14 protein-coding genes are annotated in these 16023 nt (G+C 28.9%); 8 read left to right on the top strand and 6 right to left on the bottom strand.

The features are described from left to right. Positions 1-38: 38 nt before the first annotated feature. The 5 genes from C820_RS12375 to C820_RS12350 form a co-directional block, all read right to left on the bottom strand. On the bottom strand, positions 39-386 hold the full coding sequence (locus C820_RS12375; protein WP_004033337.1) for a thioredoxin family protein: 348 nt from the start codon (positions 384-386) through the stop codon (positions 39-41). Positions 387-398: 12 nt separating this feature from the next. Then, the gene (locus C820_RS12370) at positions 399-1397 is read right to left on the bottom strand and encodes a permease (RefSeq protein WP_004033339.1); all 999 of its coding nucleotides are present in this window, start codon (positions 1395-1397) and stop codon (positions 399-401) included. Between the two features lie 17 nt (positions 1398-1414). After that, positions 1415-1690 (bottom strand): ArsR/SmtB family transcription factor, encoded by a 276-nt coding sequence (locus C820_RS12365; RefSeq protein ID WP_004033341.1) that lies wholly within the window; start codon positions 1688-1690, stop codon positions 1415-1417. Between the two features lie 1502 nt (positions 1691-3192). Next, the gene (locus C820_RS12355) at positions 3193-4374 is read right to left on the bottom strand and encodes a serpin family protein (RefSeq protein WP_004033342.1); all 1182 of its coding nucleotides are present in this window, start codon (positions 4372-4374) and stop codon (positions 3193-3195) included. Between the two features lie 29 nt (positions 4375-4403). Beyond that, positions 4404-5273, bottom strand: coding sequence for a LysR family transcriptional regulator (locus C820_RS12350; RefSeq protein WP_004033344.1), 870 nt, complete (start codon positions 5271-5273; stop codon positions 4404-4406). 410 nt (positions 5274-5683) lie between these two features. On the opposite strand from C820_RS12350, the gene C820_RS14600 reads away from it, so the two are divergent. From C820_RS14600 to C820_RS12335, 4 genes are read left to right on the top strand one after another with little or no spacing between them, the layout of a single operon-like run. Continuing rightward, entirely contained in the window at positions 5684-5887 is a 204-nt protein-coding gene (locus C820_RS14600; RefSeq protein ID WP_207635775.1) for a cyclophilin-like fold protein, read from the top strand. 20 nt (positions 5888-5907) lie between these two features. Beyond that, positions 5908-6495 (top strand): DapH/DapD/GlmU-related protein, encoded by a 588-nt coding sequence (locus tag C820_RS12345; RefSeq protein WP_004033347.1) that lies wholly within the window; start codon positions 5908-5910, stop codon positions 6493-6495. After that, complete coding sequence (locus C820_RS12340) at positions 6492-6965, top strand: cyclophilin-like fold protein (protein WP_004033349.1); 474 nt, start codon at positions 6492-6494, stop codon at positions 6963-6965. The genes C820_RS12345 and C820_RS12340 overlap by 4 nt, the downstream gene beginning before the upstream one ends. 32 nt (positions 6966-6997) lie before the next feature. Next, a complete protein-coding gene (locus C820_RS12335) occupies positions 6998-8095 on the top strand; it encodes an alpha/beta hydrolase (RefSeq protein WP_004033351.1) in 1098 nt (365 codons plus the stop codon). Between the two features lie 469 nt (positions 8096-8564). Here the strand turns inward: C820_RS12335 and C820_RS12330 are convergent, their stop codons facing one another. Further along, positions 8565-9296, bottom strand: coding sequence for a UTRA domain-containing protein (locus tag C820_RS12330; RefSeq protein ID WP_004033353.1), 732 nt, complete (start codon positions 9294-9296; stop codon positions 8565-8567). Between the two features lie 326 nt (positions 9297-9622). Here C820_RS12330 and treP point away from each other — a divergent pair, with 326 nt between their 5' ends. From treP to C820_RS12310, 4 genes are all read left to right on the top strand, one after another. After that, complete coding sequence (gene treP, locus C820_RS12325; protein WP_004033355.1) at positions 9623-11575, top strand: PTS system trehalose-specific EIIBC component; 1953 nt, start codon at positions 9623-9625, stop codon at positions 11573-11575. Between the two features lie 23 nt (positions 11576-11598). Further along, a complete protein-coding gene (gene treC / locus C820_RS12320) occupies positions 11599-13236 on the top strand; it encodes an alpha,alpha-phosphotrehalase (RefSeq protein WP_004033357.1) in 1638 nt (545 codons plus the stop codon). 156 nt (positions 13237-13392) lie between these two features. Further along, positions 13393-14415, top strand: a complete 1023-nt coding sequence (locus C820_RS12315; protein WP_156801376.1) for a LacI family DNA-binding transcriptional regulator — start codon at positions 13393-13395, stop codon at positions 14413-14415. A gap of 184 nt (positions 14416-14599) precedes the next feature. After that, on the top strand, positions 14600-15991 hold the full coding sequence (locus C820_RS12310; protein WP_004033360.1) for a family 43 glycosylhydrolase: 1392 nt from the start codon (positions 14600-14602) through the stop codon (positions 15989-15991). The last annotated feature ends 32 nt before the right edge of the window (positions 15992-16023 follow it).

The following is a 16023-nucleotide window of genomic DNA, read 5'->3' as shown; positions in this document are numbered from 1 at the left end:
TTTGTATTACACATATAGAAACATCACTTTTTTTAAAATCATCCTCTTACTTTCTTTAATATTTCTATTACTTCCTCTTTTTTCAGCACTTTGCCATAAGATACTACTTTATCATCTACAACCAATGCAGGAGTTGTCATTACTCCATATGAAGCTATCTTCTCAAAATCTTTTACATGTTCAATATTACTATCCATACCTAATTCAACAAGAGCTTTTGTTGTTGCTTCTTCCAATTGATTGCATTTTTTACAACCTCCACCTAATATTTTTACTTCAGAAAATTGTCTTTCTTTCTCAGCATGCTTTATTGTTTCCTGTGTATAGTTATTACTATAACAACATTCTTTTTCCTTCTTCTTTTTTCCTAATACAAATAATGGCATTTTCATATCCTCCTAAATTATAAAAAACTGAAATAAGTTAAATAAATACCCTACAATGATAATTCCTATTATACATATTGCAACAAATATGCCAAGAAGTTTTGGCTTTACAGCCTTCTTTAACATAATAATTGAGGGTAAACTAAGCGTTGTAACAGCCATCATAAAACTTAAAATTGTTCCTAATTCTGCTCCTTTTACAAGTAATGCTTCAGCAACAGGAATTGTTCCAAATATATCCGCATACATTGGAATTCCTACTAAAGTAGCAAGAATAACACCGAATAGATTATAACTACCAAGTATAGCTTCAATATAATTTTCTGGAATGTAATTATGAATTATCGCACCTATCCCAACGCCTATCAAAATATATGGAAATACTTTTTTAAATGTGGATATAACTTGTTCCTTTGCATAGGTTAAACGGTCTTTTTGCATAAGTATAGTACTATCAATATCAACATTGTTTGCTTTTAAAATAAAATCTTCTACATATTTCTCCATATGTAATTTTTCAATCAAAGTTCCTCCAGATATTGCAATAATTAATCCAACGATTACATAAATAATAGCTACTTTTGTTCCAAAAATACTCATCAAAAGCACAAGACTTCCCAAATCTACCATAGGAGATGAAATTAAAAAAGAAAATGTTACACCTAAAGGGAGTCCTGCACTTGTAAAACCAATAAACAGTGGAATAGAAGAACAGGAGCAAAAAGGTGTAACCGTTCCCAATAATGCAGCGATACAATTTGCTCCAATTCCTTTAAACCTACCTAATATTTTCTTACTTCGCTCTGGTGGGAAATAGCTTTGTATATATGAAATCATATATATTAATATACAAAGAAGTATTGTAATTTTTATTACATCATAAATAAAAAAGTGAATACTACTTCCTAATTTTCCATATATATTCAATCCAATTTTTTCTAGTGCATATCCTATCAATGTGTTCAGCCATTTCATACCTAATATTTGTATTTCTATAAAATTCCATATCATAGATAGCTGCAACCTCCTCATTTAGTGCAATATAGATTGTCAATAAATTTTTTAAATTCTTGCAATGTATTACAATTTAAAGAGTAGTGATGCCACTTTCCTTCTTTTCTATCGTTCACAATATTACATTCACATAATATTCTCATATGATGTGATAAAGTTGGTTGTGTAATATCAAAATATTCCAACAATTTACATCCACACTTTTCTCCCTCCGATAACATTTGGACAATTTGTAAACGATTACTATCTCCAAGTGCTTTACATATAACTGCTATGTCTAATGCATTCATTTTATATCACCTCACATTGATAATTATCTATGTAAAAGACTCTATCATATACATAGATAATTGTCAATATATTATATTAAAAAATTATTGTTAAAATAAGTACCTCTTTTTTATCTGATTATCTTCTTATACTTTTATATTGTTCTATATTCTGTTGATATAAATTTACTTTTTGCTCTAATTTTCTCAATTTTTATAATACTTTCTTTTTCCATTTTTATTATAAAATAGATTTCTTTATGCAGTTTTTACTTCCTCCTTTTCAAGTAACTCTCTTTCACTAAAAATCAAATGAATATGATAATTGGTTTTCTTTTTATTGTAATGAAGTACAGAAACACATTCTACACCATATTTTTGTTTAAATTTCTTTGTACTGTTTCATAAGTCGCATATAAATTTTCTTGTTTTTCTGGATTGGTAATATAATCTATTTTACCTTTTACATTACTCAGTTTTGATAATTGTATAAATAAATTTCTTACGATATTCCTTTCTCACTTTTTCAAAAATAATTGAAAAATATCTCTTTTATACTATTATAATGTTAGTGACAAAAAGCTTAATGCAGTTGTGAAATAGACCAAGTAAATAAACCAAAGGTTTGTGCAATGGGTATATTTTGCTCTCAATCGCAAAGAGCTTCTTTTTGTTTTGCTAATTAGCTTTTTATACAAAACTATATAACAAAGAATAAACTCTAAAATAATGCGTATATGTGTATCAAATACGTGTGCAGATACGTTTTGCTATACGCTTTTTTTACTTTAAAAATGTTGATTTTACAGCATTTATATACATATACGCTTCTGTAGGCACAAAAGAGAAGGCTGGGAGTTACCCGCAGAAAGAAGTGCGGCGTGTGACAATTTATTATGCAGTATCAAAATCATATCCCACAGCAGGAGTAAGTCCGTCGTTGCCGACTATATTCAAGGCATTTTGTAACGCAAGGCATAGGTAGAAAAATCATAATATTCCCAATCATTGTATAATCTTAAGGATGCAAAAAATATACTGAATTTTCTACAAGCCAACAACATTATGGATATGACAAACTTGATGAAAAATTCAAAACTATGATAGGGGAATAACTAAATATTCCAGGAAAATCGAAACCTGTTAAATGGCGGTTAGGCGTTAGGCACATTCATGGGCAAAAACCAAAACGACTAATGTAAAATAATAATTCACAGTTATATGCCTGATGAAAGCTTAAAACAGGGCAGCAGTTTACTATCCCGCCGCTTTAACTGTTACTGTTTCATATCTTGCATACTATGGTGTTGCTGCCTTTGCTCAATACTGAATATGATGTATTTTTTATGAGGATATGACTTTATAAGTAGTATAAATTTTGTATTCAATGACATAAAAAACTCCTTTAGAACAAATCAATTATACTTGATATAATTAATTTACAACAAAAGGAGCAAACTTACATTAAGTATAAATTTATTATAGAGAGCCTGAATTGAAAAAAGTCCAAATTAAGTAGAATTTTATTCAAAACCATATTTTCCTACAAACAAAACGTCATCATTTCGAGTATCTGTAATACAAAAATAAAATGGTTTATTTGCATTAAAATCCATAATATTCGTCATAACTGATGAAAATCCATCTGCTTCTATATTGCTGTTTGTATTAATACCTTTTTGCCCAAAATCAAAAGAAACTTTTTGTATGATTTCTTTATCAACATTTAATTCTTTGGCATTTAATTGGATATAAGAGTCCAATTTTACTTTAGGTAATTTCAAATTAACCCAGCTTTCATCTTTATAATAATTAACATTACTTATCATATCACTTGTTATATTGTTTTCAGACAATAGAAAGGTAATTTCATAAGGCAATTCTTTATGTTGTTCTGTTCGAAATACTGTAGAAAGTGCAGTAATATTTGCATCTTTATAATATTCATATAAACTAGTATGACACATAAATATTTGATTTTCTATGCTGTTTTTATAATAAAATGCCTCAGAAATATTGTGTTCTTCTGAAAAAGCATATCGCCAAGGGCAGCAAAAATACACTTCATTAACTATATTATCATTTTTATCTAGTAAAATATTTTGTGAAAAATAATCTTCTTTTTTTATTTTGTTATTGAAATCCAGATGTTTTATTGCTTTTGGAGAAATTATGACATTTGATTTTGCTTCATTTAAAAGTTTTAAAACAAAATCAATATTTTTAAAATCTTTTTTTTGCTCTGGTAATTTCTTTTCACGTAAGTATACACTAATTGTATTATTTTCTTTTTCATACTCCACATAATTTAAATTATTTATAAAATTGATAGTAATATATTTTATATCTTCTACTGCAATATAACATACACCATTTTTATTTTGTACAGGAGCATGAAGAGAAATTTCACTAAAATTGCAAATTGCTTTTTGCTCTCCTATTTTAAAAAGTGTAACATTACCATCAGCTAATACGGATATTTCTGAATTAGAATAATGTACAAGAGAACCACCTCTTTCAGCAAGTTCTCTTAATGGTACATATATAATATCATTATGCTGATAGGGAGAATTTTGAAATATTATCTCATTTCGTCCATTTTCATATATACTATAAATGTTATTTTCTTCTGCAAAAACAACATTTGTAAAATATAAAAGTATTATAAAAAACAAAATTTTTTTCAAAATAAACTGATACATCATTTTCAACTCCATTATGATATGATTTTATATTATAATATTTCTTTCAATTTTTCTAAAAATTTCTCTGAGGCTTTTGAAAGAATTTGATATTTTTTCCAGACAATATTCATACCAACTTCTAATATTGGATAAAATGGTTTAAAACAAAGATTTGTATTTGTAACATTGATTATTTTATCAAGACAAAGGGCATAACCTAAACCTTCATCTACCATAAGTGAGGCATTATATACAAGATTATAATGAGCAATAATATTTAATTGGGAAATATCTTTTTTCAGCCATTGAGGAAGGTCATTTCCTTTTATTGCTTGACGAGAAACAATAAGAGATTTTTCCCATAAATCTTCAGGAGTAATAAATTCTTTTTTTGCAAGAGAAGAATTATTTTTCATCAAAACGCCCCATATATCTTTTATTGGCAGTTCTATATAATTATATTTTGAAATATCAACATTCCCTACTAAAACTGCAAAATCAATCAATCCTTTATCCAATTTTTCTATAATGTCAACAGAATCGCCACTAACAATATTATAATGGATATCTGGATATTGTTCTTTTAACATTTTTGCTGCTTTTGCAATAAAACGAACACCATCTGTTTCTCCTGTTCCTATAAAAATATCACCACATATCAAATTAGAAAGTGTAATTTCATTTTCTGTTTTTTGCACTAAATCAAGTATTTCTTCTGCACGTTTTCTTAATATCATACCTTCTTCTGTAAGTGTAATTTTTCTGCTTCCCCTTATAAAAAGCTGTTTACCAAGTTCCTCCTCCATATCTTTAATTTGTCGGGAAAGCGTGGGCTGAGAAAGATGTAAACTTTCTGCTGCAGCTAGAATGCTTTGTTCTCTTGCAATGGCAATAAAATATTTTAAAACTCTAATTTCCATAATATCACTCCTTTTTATCAGTGTAGCACATTTTTATATAACTGTAAAGCATAAATATTTATTTAATATAAGTATTTGTTATTATATATTTGTTATGCTAAAATAATCCAAAAGAAAAGAGCAAACAAATAAAAAGAAAAATATGTATTTTACTAGCAGTATTTTTTACAATGTCTATAATAACAATTTGTTCTGTAAATCAACAGCAAAATATAGTGAAATATTGCCATAAATACAACAAATGTAATCAAAACAAATTCTGAAATAAAACTACTTGAAAATGGTTTATTCGCTGCACAATTTGAAGAAGGGAGCTTCTTATTTATCATTATAATGACTATGATAATTAGGAAGTTATGCAGTATTATAACATTCCTTCAAAATATGAAATTATTTAAAATACAGAAAGTATTACATCACAAAAAGCAGATACAGTTTATTTTGAAAAGGAAAATCAAATTGTATTATTTTATAAAGACGTACAAATTAGTAAGGAATATACAAAGCTAGGTTATTTTGATGCTGGTGATGATTTTGTATCAGTGGTAGAAAATAATCCCATATTAGAAAGTTGGGGCAATAAAATTATTGTAATTAGTGCAAATGTAGAATAAATAAAAAATGGGGGATAATCATGAATACAAATGAATTTTTAAATCATGTAAATCAGGGGCTAGAAATACAAGGTGGTTCTGAAGTACATCAATATATGAGTGAATTAAGTCAAGAAGCAATAAAAATTACAACAGAATTGAATTGTTGTTATCATACACCAGAAGAAATATGTCATATTTTTTCAAGGTTAATTGGAAAACCTGTTGATAATACGTTTAGAATGTTTCCACCATTTTATACAGATTGTGGAAAAAATATTAATATTGGAAAAAATGTATTTATCAATTCCTGCTGTTGTTTACAAGACCAAGGCGGCATTACTATAGGAGATGGTACGTTGATAGGGCACAAAGTTGTTTTTGCTACACTTGACCATGACTTTAACCCACAAAAAAGACAAAGTATGATACCAAAACCTATTATAATTGACAGAAATGTATGGATAGGTGCAAATGTAACTGTTTTAGGTGGTGTAACAATAGGAGAAAATGCCATTGTTGCAGCAGGTGCGGTAGTAACAAAAGATGTACCAGCAAATAGTATTGTAGCTGGTGTACCTGCAAAATTTATAAAATGGATTGATAATAAAGTGGAGGAGTCTACATGAAAAATTTTTTGTTTGCACTTACTGTTACAGCATTGGGTGCTATAGGCTGTACTACAAATGAAACAATAAATTTAACACAACAACCAGCACAACAATATATAGTAGAAAATACACAAGAGAATACTATGGTAACAATGAAAATTGGTAACACAGATTTTAGTACAATATTATATAACAATGCCACAACACAAGAATTTATAAAACAATTTCCAGTTACATACACGATGTCAGAACTGCATGGTAATGAAAAGTATTACTATATACCAACAGCATTACCTACAAATAGTGAACGCCCTGATACAATAAACAAAGGTGATATTATGCTTTATGGCAACAATTGTATTGTAGTATTTTATGATACTTTTCCTAATTCTTATAATTATACAAAATTAGGATATATTGAAGATATAACGAGGCTAGAAGAAGCTGTTGGAAAAGGAAATATTGATGTTCATTTTGAACTAAAATAATACAAATGATAGTTTAAAAAGGGGAGAAAAGTATGAAAAGATGGAAAGCAAAAATTTTATCTATATTACTTATGGTAACTATGGTTACAGTGACTGCTTGTGGTACACAGCAACAAACATCAAATGACATTCAAACAAGTCAAATAATGCCAACAAGTCAGCAGACGGAAGGAGAAAATAAAAATATGGAAGAATATTACATATTTGAATTAAGTGATGCTGTAGATAGAACATCAGTTCACTATAAAAATCGTTATGGCATTGAATTGTCCGCAGATTTATATACAAGTAAATATTTAGATAAAACACAAACGTATCCAGCTATTGTGATTGGTCCGCCTTATGGTGGTGTAAAAGAACAAGGTCCTGGTGTTTATGCAAATCAACTTGCACAAAGAGGATTTATTGTACTTGCATTTGACCCATCTTATAATGGTGAAAGTGGTGGTGAACCAAGACATATTTCATCACCAGAAATTTTTTCAGAAGACTTTAGTGCTGGAGTAGATTATTTAGGTTCTTTAGATTATGTAAATCGTGAGCAAATAGGTGCGATTGGTATTTGTGGAAGTGGCGGTTTTGCACTTTCTGCTGCAGCTATGGATACTCGCATTAAAGCAGTTGCGACTGCTGCAATGTATGACATCAGTGCAATGGGTAATACAATGGACAATGAAAGTCGTAATGCTATGATAAAAAGTATGTCAGAACAACGTTGGCAAGATTTTGAAAATGGAGAAGCTGCATATACAAGAAATTATCCATTAGAAGCTCCTCTTGATGAACTTCCAGAAGATTTAAGTGGATTAAATATAGAATGGTGGACATTTTATGGTTTAAAACGTGGTTGGCATCCAAATTCAGGCGGTTCTTTCACAGATACCAGTATGCTCCCATTTACAAATTATTCTTTATTAAATCATATTGATAGCATTTCACCTCGTCCTATTCTGTTTATTACAGGTGATATTGCCCACTCTAAAGAATTTAGTGAAACAGCATATCAAGCAGCAGAAGAACCAAAAGAATTATATGTTGTTCCAAGTGCAATGCATATTGACTTATATGATGACACGAATAAAATTCCTTTTGATAAATTAGAAACATTTTTTAAAGATGCTTTCAAATAAATAAAACAAAAATCACTGAGCAATTCAGTGATTTTTATTTTTGTTTTTTTAACAATATAAAAAGCAGTAGAAATGATTTCTACTGCTTTAAAAAATATTTATTTTCTACTATATAGAAATTATTTTGTTTTGCCAGCATTCTATAATAGTATTTTGTTCTATTGCTGTCTGTAAACCAACAGTATTTTCTATTGTAACTATTTTAATGTAATTTTCGTCAATTTCTACATCTTAATAAAATAATATTATTCTATTATCAGCATAATTACTTCCTCTGTTTTTGCAGGAATTTCATAATGACTAGAGATTTGATAATACTGCATATATTTGTAACCATCAAAGTTATCAAAATGCTATATAAAGAAGGTTTATTTCAAAGACTTCAGCAAATGCAGCAATATATAATGCTGTTTCGTTATTTTCAATTATTTTTGGCTTTTATAAAAATATTCAAAAATATCTATAAAAATTATGTTGGTTTTCTCACAGCATTGTCTTGAAAACGAAAATAATTTGGAAGATGTCTTGACTGTGTAAATTCAAATAGAGTGCCATTACTATTATAAGTATAACTACTTACAACAGCCATACAATTATAATCTTTTTCGTTAATATTCAAATATTTTTTATCCAATTCATTTATTTTTTCGATTGTCATAATACGACGACTATTTATAATAGTCATGTGTAATGTTTGTTCCAGATATTGATAAATAGAAGATGATGCAATTTCTTTTGTTAAGCCTAAAACACACTCTTTTAAAAAATAGTTATGATTTAGAATAAGTGGTATTCCATCTAAATAATGTAAACGTTGTATATAGTAAAATTCAGAACCAATGGAAAAACCTGTTTTTTTAGAAAGTAACTCATCAGTAGTCCCTTCTGTAAATAATAATATATCTGTATGTGGAATTTGGCTATTTCGTAAAGCAGATTCACGAAAACTTTCAATTTCACCTAATGTAAAAGTAGATTGTTTCATAGGAATATAAATATTACGAACTCCTTTTCCCTGTATAGTTTGCACATATCCATCTGAAACAAGATGACTAATAGCACGACGCACAGTATTTCGAGAACAGCTATATTGTTGTATCAATAAATTTTCAGAGGGCAATAATTTCTGATAAACATATTCATTTGTTTCTATTTTTGTTTTAATGTCTTTATATATATCAATGTATTTACTTTTAGGCATTTCTCATTCATTTCCTTTTTATTATTTTTATTTCATTATAAAAACATGATAGTTTAAAGTCAATAGAGAAAGTATTTACAAACAAATATCATTATTTTATTATTTTTGAAATGTAAAATTGATAAGCATTATACTGTAAAAATATTGTTAAAAATAGATAAATAGTATAACAATGTTTTGCTAAAGTGATATGCAATTTGTTCTATTTTTTTGATATTCAATAGTTTGTTTGAACAAATTTTAAAAATAACATTGACTTGTTTAAACAAGTATGTTATAAATAAAGCATAAGTTGTTTAAACAAGTTTATGAACGGAGGGAAATATATGGGAAAATATGTAGAAGATGCAAAGCAACTATTAAAATTGGTTGGTGGAAAACAAAACATTGCAGCAGTATCGCATTGCATGACAAGAATGAGATTTGTATTAGTTGATACAGCAAAAGCAGATATTAATGGAATTGAAGCATTGAAAGTAGTAAAAGGAAGTTTTACACAGTCTGGACAGTTTCAAGTAATTATTGGAAATACCGTTGCAGATTTTTATAATGATTTTGTTAGGACTGCTGGTATCGAAGGTGTTTCAAAAGAGGCAGTAAAACAGGCAGCAAAACAAAATCAAAATGTGTTACAAAGAATTATAACTGCTCTGGCAGAAATTTTTGCACCATTAATTCCAGCGATTATTACTGGAGGTTTAATTTTAGGATTTCGTAATTGTATTGACAGTATTTATTTTTTTGAAAATGGTACAAAAACACTCTGTGACATCAGTCAATTTTGGAGTGGCATTGACAGTTTTTTATGGTTGATTGGTGAGGCTATATTTCATATGCTTCCAGTTGGCATTTGTTGGTCAGTTACCAAAAAAATGGGAACAACTCAAATGCTTGGTATTGTACTTGGTTTGACATTGGTATCTGGACAGCTTTTAAATGCCTATACAGTTGCAAATACAGCAGTTGCGGATATTCCAAAGTGGAATTTTGGATTTATAGAAGTAAATATGATTGGATATCAAGCACAAGTTATTCCTGCAATACTTGCTGCGTTTACACTGGTTTATATTGAAAAATTTTTTAGAAAAATAACACCTCAAGTAATTTCAATGATTGTTGTACCATTTTGTAGTATTGTATTAGCAGTTATGGCATCTCACTTTATACTGGGGCCAGTTGGTTGGAAAATAGGTTCTATTATTTCATCAGTAGTATATTCTGGCATTACAGGCTCTTTTAAAATTGTATTTGGCGCAATATTTGGCTTGGTTTATGCACCACTTGTCATTACTGGATTACATCATATGTCTAATGCGATTGACCTTCAGTTAATTGCAGATTATGAGGGAACGATGTTATGGCCTATGATTGCATTATCAAATATTGCACAAGGCTCTGCGGTAATGGGTATGATTGTGCTACAAAGAAGAAATTCTGAAGCACAAGAAGTAAATATTCCAGCAGGAATTTCTTGTTATTTAGGTGTAACAGAACCAGCAATTTTTGGTGTAAATTTAAAAAATGGTTTTCCATTTGTATGTGGTATGATTGGTTCTGCAATTGCAGCAATTGTTAGTGTAGCAACTGGAACAACAGCAAATGCGATAGGTGTAGGAGGAATTCCGGGAATACTTTCTATTCATACAGAAAGTATGTTAAACTTTTTTATCTGTACTATCATTGCAATTGTCATTCCTTTTGTACTTACTATTATTGTGGGAAAGAAAAAATTAACTGAAGTAGAAAAAAATGGAATATCTAAAGAGGTTGTTGATAGAAATACAGAAAAAGTAGAAGCAAATCAAAAAGAAACTGAAGACATATCAAAAAATTTAAAAGCATTTTTGTTAGGAAAAGTAATTCCATTAAAAGAAGTAAATGATGGCGTATTTTCTGAGGGTATGATGGGAGAAGGTGTTGCAATAATACCAGAAAATGAAATATTATATTCTCCAGCAGATGCAGAAGTTGTTGTTTTAATGGACGATTCAAAACATGCTTGTGGTTTAAGATTAGCTAATGGTATGGAAATTTTATTACATATTGGACTGGATACTGTAGATATGAATGGAAATGGTTTTCAATATTTTGTTACACAGGGGCAAATGGTAAAAGCAGGAGAAGCTTTAATAAAATTTAATAAAGAAAAAATCAAAGCAGCAGGACATAGAGATGTAACCATTTGTGCAATTACTGAAGCAGGAAATGCTAAAAATATTCAATTTACAACAGGAATAGATGTTTTTGATAAAGAAACAACCATTATTACTTTTGAATAAAAGAATAGTAAAGGAGAATAGATATGAATTATTTTAATGACAAAGTTGTGTATCAAATATATCCAAAATCTTTTAAAGATTCTGATGGAGATGGCATAGGCGATTTAAAAGGAATTATACAAAAGCTGGATTATATCAAAAATTTAGGTGTAGATTATATTTGGCTTACACCAGTGTTTCCATCACCACAGAATGATAACGGCTATGATATATCAAATTATTATGAAATTGACCCTATGTTTGGCACAATGGCAGATATGGAAGAATTGATTACTCAAACTAAACAAAGAGATATGAAAATTATGCTTGATATGGTGTTTAATCATACTTCTACAAGCCATGAATGGTTTCAAAAAGCGTTAGCAGGAGAAAAAAAATATCAAGATTATTACATATTTAAAGAAGGAAAAGAAGTTCCTACAAATTGGGAGTCAAAATTTGGAGGGTCAGCATGGGAATATGTTCCATCACTTCAAAAATGGTATCTTCATTTATATGATGTGACACAAGCTGATTTGAATTGGGATAATGCTTGTGTGAGAGAGGAATTAAAAAAAGTTGTTTGCTTTTGGAAACAAAAAGGTGTACAAGGATTTCGTTTTGATGTTATTAATGTCATTTCCAAGCCAGAAGTGTTTGAAAATGATATGCAAGGAGATGGGAGAAGATTTTATACAGATGGTCCTCATGTACATGAATATTTAAAAGAATTAGTTCGTGATACTGGTATTGAAAATATGATAACTGTTGGAGAAATGTCTTCTACTACTTTGCAGAATTGTATTCGTTATTCTAATCCAGAAGAAAAAGAGCTATCTATGTGCTTTAATTTTCATCATTTAAAAATTGATTATAAAAATGGGGATAAATGGGAAATTATGAAACCTGATAGAATAGCTTTAAAAAATTTATTGGAACAATGGCAAGTAACAATGCAACAGCATAATGGATGGAATGCCTTATTTTGGTGTAACCATGACCAGCCTCGTATTGTATCACGATTAGGAGAAGAAGGAAAATATTGGGATAAATCAGCTAAAATGCTTGCGACTTGTATCCATATGATGAGAGGAACACCTTATATTTATCAAGGAGAAGAATTAGGTATGACAAATCCACATTATCATAAAATACAGCAGTATCAAGATGTAGAAAGTTTAAATTATTATAATATTCTTTTGGAAAATGGGAAAACAGAACAACAAGCACTTGATATTCTTTCTGTTAGGTCTAGGGACAATAGTAGAACACCTATGCAGTGGAATGATGAAAAAAATGCTGGATTTACAGAAGGAAAAGCATGGATTGAAATAGCAAATAATTATCAATTCATTAATGCACAATCGCAATTAGCAGATGAAAATTCTATATATTCCTTTTATAAAAAGTTAATTGCTTTAAGAAAAAATAAAGATGTGATTTCAAAAGGAGATATTGTATTTTTTGAAAAAGAAAATGCAGATGTACTTGCTTATAAAAGAATATATCAAGAGAAAGAAATTATTGTATTGAATAATATGGTATCTACAGAAATAGTAATATCTACAAACTTGTTATGGAAAAATTACAATAAAATACTAGGTAACTATGAAATAAGTGATATTTCAGATGATAAACTTATACTAAAACCATTTGAAACACTTATATTAGAAAAGAAATGATATTATATTTTGTTATCAAGACAATGTCTACAATATTTTTTCAATATCATTTTTCTATTGACATTGCAAAAAAAATAATATATGTTTTATTATAAGTTTTATAATTTTTTAAATATTAAAGTGAAAGTTACAGCAGCATATAAAGGGATTAAAGCAATGAATAGACAAAGTGAAAAAATAGAAATAAAAGAAAAAAAACCAGGCATTAAAGATGTAGCAAAAGTTGCAGGAGTATCTTCTACTACGGTATCTAGGGTTTTAAATAATAGGGGATATATTAGTGAAGAAACAAAACAAAAGGTACATCAAGCAATGAAAAAAATAGGATATTATCCGAATGAAATTGCTAGAGCTTTATTAAATCAGCGAACATATTTTATAGGGGTAATTGTTCCTTCTATTATCAACCCTTTTCATGGAGAAGTTGCACAAAATATTGAATACTATCTTTCCAAACAAAATTATAAGATGTTATTATGTAACAGCAATAATAATGCAGAAACAGAAAAAGAATATGTTGAAATGCTAAAAAGAAATCAAGTAGATGGTATGATTGTAGGAACACATAATAATCATAGTGATATTATAAAAGAATATTCTAATTTATCTATGCCTCTTGTAGCAATTGACCGTTATTTAGGGGATAATGTCATTACAATATCTTGTGATAACTATAAAGTAGGACAACTTGCTACAGAGCATCTTTTAGAAAAAGGCTGTCGAAAAATTTTATGTATTAGAGGAGATAGTCGTTTAAAAATGCCAGGAAATGATAGAAGCCAAGCATATAGAGATATTATGAGAAAGCTAGGACTTCCAAGTCTAATATTAGAGATACCTTTTGTCAAACCTTTACAAGAAAAGTATAAGCTAATAGATGATACATTGCATACATATACTGACTTGGACGGCATTTTTGCAGGAGATGATTTATTAGCTACTATTACATTGCAAATTGCAAAAGAGAGAGGAATTGCAGTACCAGAAAGATTAAAAATAATAGGGGTAGATGGAGCAAAACAAACAAGGATATATCTTCCAGAATTGACCACAATAAGACAGCCTATTGAAGAAATTTCAAAATGTGCTGTAAAAAGTATGATAGATTTAATTGAAGATAAAAAGTGTGAAAATAGATTAGCTTTACCAGTAACATTATTAGAAGGAAAGACGACTTGAAAGGAGTGAAAAACTCCTTTTTTTAATGAAAAAAAAAAGATATAATTAAGCACAATATACAAAAAAGAATGCTATATTTTGTAATAAAATAAGTATGAAAACGATTGACATATGAAAACGATTGACATATAATAATACCAAAATGAATAGCCAAAAAATGATATAACAAAGGAGGGAAAATACCATGTATCAATTATATTATCAACCAAAAGGTGTATGGGTAGGGGACATTATGCCTTATGGAGAAAATGGAACTTTTTATATTTATCACCAAAGAGATACTAGAAATCCAATGCCGTTTGGAGAACCATTTGGCTGGTCTTTAGCTTGTACAAAAGATTTTGTTCATTATGAAGATTTTGGAGAAAGTTTAAAAAGAGGTTCTGATGATGTGTCAGACCAATTTGTTTATGCAGGTAGCGTGTTTAAAGTTGGACAAAAATATCAGGCATTTTATACAGGCTACAATCGAGAATATTTAAAGTTAGGAAAAACATCTCAAACTTTACTTCATGCAATAAGTGAAGATAAAATTCATTGGGAAAAGTCTTACAAAACATTAGAAATTGCACCACAACAAGGTTATGATAAAAGAAATTGGAGAGATCCTTTTGTAGTTTGGAATGAACAAGAACAAGAATATCTTTTGATATTAGGTACAAGAAAAGGAGAAGACAAAACAAAGCCAACAGGACGATTAGTATATTTTACATCTAAAGATTTGGAAAATTGGGATTTTAAAGGAGATTTTTGGGCACCTGGTTTATATACTATGTTTGAAATGCCGGAATTATTTCAGATTGGAGATTGGTGGTATTTAATTTATTCTGAATATAGTGAAGGAAATAAAATTCATTATAGAATGAGTAAAAATATTTATGGTCCATGGACTACACCAAAAAATGATAGTTTTGATGGCAGAGCTTATTATGCAGGACGAACAGCTTATGATGGTAAAAGAAGGATATTATTTGGTTGGGTGCCAACACGTATTGATAATGATGATAAAAATTCTTATTTATGGGGTGGTACATTCGTACCTCATGAAATTATGCAAATGGCAGATGGTACACTTTCTGTAAAACCACCAGATACTCTTTGGAAAGCATTTACTGATTGGAAGGATATTTTTTGCACTCATATGAAAACGATTGACACAAAACAAGAAACTGTTCTATATTCAAATATAAAAAATGTAATTGCTTTTGAAACAGTTTGTTATTTTTCAGAAGGAACAAAAGCCTTTTCTATAAAATTTTATGAAAATGAGAAAAATAGTTTAGCTTATGAATATGAATTTTTAATCAATGAAAATAGAGTTATTTTTCAAAAAAGTCCAAATTATCCATGGTATCAATGTTTTAATATAGGATTGGAAAGACCAATTACATTACAGGCAGGAGAAAAATATCATATTCGTTTTATAATAGATAATGATATTGCAACATTGTATGTTAATGGAGTAGCATTAAATGCTAGACTCTGTGACCGTCCCGGAAATTTGTTGTCCATTACGGTAACAGATGGAGAACTAAAAGCAGAACATACAAAAATATCAACTTCTGTTAAGAAGTGAAGTGATAATTTGACAATTTAAGGAGGGAAAAT

The sequence above is a fragment of the Clostridium sp. MD294 genome, from assembly GCF_000364165.2.
Lineage (GTDB): Bacteria > Bacillota > Clostridia > Lachnospirales > Anaerotignaceae > Coprocola.
The sequence above is the reverse complement of the archived record's forward strand: the minus strand, read 5'-3'. Positions and strand labels throughout refer to the sequence as shown.